The sequence below is a fragment of the Bartonella sp. AP9QHHD genome, assembly GCF_042195625.1.
In the GTDB taxonomy this organism is placed as follows: Bacteria; Pseudomonadota; Alphaproteobacteria; order Rhizobiales; family Rhizobiaceae; genus Bartonella.
The window spans coordinates 1-3,936 of record NZ_JBHIOP010000075.1 but is presented as its reverse complement, the minus strand read 5'-3'; the positions used below and the strand labels follow the sequence as shown (position 1 = coordinate 3,936).

Below are 3,936 nucleotides of genomic sequence, written 5' to 3'. Positions count from 1 at the left end.
ATGGCATCACGCCTCTGTAAACCAACAGTTTTGTTTTCCTCTATAGAGTCTGTAAATAAAAGGGTTTGTTTCTCACTTTTACTTTTTGAAACCGTAGCATCTTCATAGATATATCTTGGAAAGCATTGACTATTCTCCATCACTTGAAATTCAGGCACATTCTTAGTCATAATAACAGAAAAATCTTTCTTTGCTCCCGTACCTGTAATTTGTATTACTCTATTTTCAACCGCTTGCCCCATTGGAAATATACATGGAATTTGGGCAACCATTTCATTAAAGGCACGATTGTAATAGAGCCATTGTTGTGTAAAAGGACGATATAGGCTTTGAATAAGGCATGTATCTTCAAATTCAAAAATCTTTCCTTTAGTTAAATGTTTCTTAAGATTAATACTCCAACTAATTTTGCTTTCATCGGCATTAACAAAATTATCTACAGTTTTAGTACGTGTTTTACCGTTATCATGTGTATAAACACCATTAAAACGCTCCACTTCACTATTGTAGAAAGTAATCATATTACTCATATTCTTCGCGAGAGTTTCATTGCTTGCATTGTATGCCCAAGCATCACGATTGGTTTTTAGACCACAAGAATAAATCTCAAACAGTTTTTTACTATGAGGTTTCTTATCACCTAAAGCTAGGAATGTCTTGAAACTGTCATCACGTTGACCAAGCCAATCATTATGCTTATCCGGTATAATTATTTGCCAACCTTGTTTGCTCTGTGTAATACCATCAATGCTACCAAATTTTTTAATTGTCTTAAGCTTTTTTTCTCTTGTGAGATAATCTCCAATATCACGGAAATATATTTTCCCACGCTGTTGAGATTCTGGATTTTTTATGAGAATAGAGATAGCTATGGGAGCCCGTGATCCAGAACCAAAAATCTTACCACCTTCTTTTCGCGAAAGTTCTCCAGAGGTTCGTTGATTACCCCGTAAATGGAAAATATAAAGGCTGCTAAATTCCTTAACGAGGCATTTTCTTAAACCATTTAAAGAACATGCATTAATAAACCCTGCGTTTGTCACAAAACCAATAATACCACAATCTTTTATACGGTCACTAGCCCATCGAATTGCTCGTATATAGCTATCATAAAGTGCTTGCATATTGATTGATTCAGATTGAGCAGCATAAGTTTCACTGATACGATTATCTAATATGGGATAAGGGGTATTCTTCGCATTATCATTAGCACTTTTTTGACCAGTTGAATAAGGCGGGTTGCCGAAGATAACTTCGATAGTCAAATTTTTCTGATGTTCCAAATATTCACTGTTTTCTTTGAGTATACCTTCCATAAGATCTTGTTTTTCAATCATTCGAAACGTATCAGTCAAACCAATATGCTTGAAAGGGATATAATTTCCTTTCATAAGACCATGATAGGTTGCTTCGATATTAATGGCTGCTATGTAATAGGCTAGCAAGACAATCTCATTTGCGTGGATATCATAACGGTATTTATATTCCATATCCTCTGGTTTGATGAGATTGGATTGTAATAGCCGTGTGATAAAGGTCCCAGTACCCGTAAAAGGGTCAAGAATAGAAACACCACGTGATCCTAGACTTTTTCCAAATTCATGACGCAACACATCATCAACAGAATGAATGATAAAATCAACAACCTCAATGGGAGTATAAACAATGCCTAATTTTTCTACTGTACGCGGAAAAGCATAACGGAAAAATTCATTATAAAGCTCTACAATTAAACTTTGTTGTGCTTCAAGAGTGGTAATTCCACGCGTGTAAAATTGTACACTCTTAGAAATATTTTTGAGATCTTGAGATTCTTCTTTAGGGGTAACTTTATCAAGGACATTGAGTACACGTTGTAAAGCACAAGATACGGGATTCTCTTGAACAAACTGATGCCCCTCAAATAAAGCATTAAAGACTGGACGCGTCACAAGATGTTGCGCAAGCATTTCAATCGCATTTTGTTCGGAGATAGTTGTATTTAAATTACTACGTAATTCGGTCATAAAATCATTAAACACACGCCGTGTTTCAGTTTCTGATTTCGTCAAAACCTCAGTTAAGCGTGTGATATGAGTTTGAGCAAGATCACCAACATTTATTGCCCATTTTTTCCAATAGCTAGGGTCGTAAAATCTATTAACAATAGCAGCTTTAATGACATCTTTACATTTAGAAAAAAGGGGGAGTTCTCCTTGTTCTTCACATGTGTGAGAGGATTCATAAGTTGCTAACCCAATATTAAGTCCTGAATACTCTAATTTTGAGCGTATAGGTAAATCATCAATAACCGTGGTCGTATCTTCTAACGCAAGTTCTTGAGAAGCAGCAACAATTTCAAGAGCATCGCTTACGTCTTGTTTTTTGTGCATATGGTGAATTATTTTATTAAAGTTATCATCATGAGCACGTAAAGCATTGAGAACTTGCCAGATGACATTATACTTTTGGTTGTTTTCTAAGGCTATTTCCGGCGGAATATCAGCGGGTATCCCAACGGGTAGAATGATATAGCCTCTTTTTTTACCCTCTGCTCGACGCATTACACGTCCGATCGCTTGAATAATCTCAATTTGACTTTTGCGCGGGTGTAAAAATAGAACAGCATCAAGAGCGGGTACATCAACACCTTCAGAAAGACAGCGTACATTGGTAAGTACACGACAAGTATTTTCCCCCGCATCTTCCTTTAACCAGTCAAGTTGTTTTGTACGCTCTTTAGCACTAAAGGTTCCATCAATATGGGCAAGGGTACAGTTAAGAGGAGGAGTATCTTTATAGTTTTTATGAAGAGCGCGTAAAGATTCTTGCACTTTTTCTTTTTTGAATCTTTTGCATATGCGTTTAGAAGTATCAATATCTTTGCAAAAAGCTAAAGCTCTACGCATGGGCTTGGGGTCATCTTCAAGATCAAGTTTCAGATCCATTTTGGTAAGGGCTCTATAACAGCCATTAATCTTGGTCCTATCATCGAGAATAAGTTCATAATTCTTATCGGTAATCAGATGTTGAATGGATTGACTTACTTCTTCTTCGTTGACAACTAATATGATAACTTTACAAGGTGATAACAGCTTATCCTCTAAAGCACGTGAAAAGTTGTAAGTGTAAAGTTGTTTGCCATAGAGTTTTTCATTATCCATGGACACCAAAACGTTATTGGATAAGAAAGCATTCCTTTTCAGCTTGTCACTAAAGATCTTTGGGGTTGCTGTCATGTAGAGGCGTTTTTTGCCTCGAATAATGCTATTGTCATGAACCTTGATAAATTCAGATTCATGCTTTTCTGTTCCCAACACAACACCAGTTGTTCTATGGGCTTCATCACAAATGATCAGATCAAATTCAGGTAACCCATGGGTATTTTGTGCATCCGAAATCACTTGGATAGAATGATAGGTTGAAAAGATGACCGTCATTGCATCTGCTAGGTTTTCACAAGCTTCTTTGGCAAGGGCTTGGGCATCCGTGGTAGCAGGGAGCACAAGATCTGATGTTTCCATGCCAACAATATCATCTTGGTTTTTACGACGCTTGCCTACTTTTGTATCCGAACACACAGCAAAAGAACGCAAAGGTACTTGTGCATCGGCTGTCCATTCACGGATTGTTTGCGAGACTAAAGCCAGAGAAGGAACCAGAAACAAAACACGCTTGCCTGTTCCTGCTATGGTTTCTGCTATCTTAAGGCTAGTGAAAGTCTTCCCCGTTCCACATGCCATAATCAGCTTGCCACGATCTGCTTCTTTTAACCCTTCACAGACTTTCTTGATGGCTTCTTCTTGATGGGGACGAGGCTCTTTTGTTGATTTCAGAACAACTTCTTTTTTCGTTGCAAATATTTGCCAGTCTATACGACTGTTTTCCATATGACGAAGGTCAATACGATAAACGGGTATCGCTTGTCCTTTAATCATGGCATTCACATTGTCACTT

General features: G+C 37.4%; 1 protein-coding gene. It reads right to left on the bottom strand.

All coding sequences use genetic code 11. The annotated features are described in order from the left end of the window. A partial coding sequence (locus ACFIK4_RS05535; RefSeq protein ID WP_375675367.1) for a type ISP restriction/modification enzyme occupies positions 1–3,936 on the bottom strand: 3,936 nt, incomplete at both ends.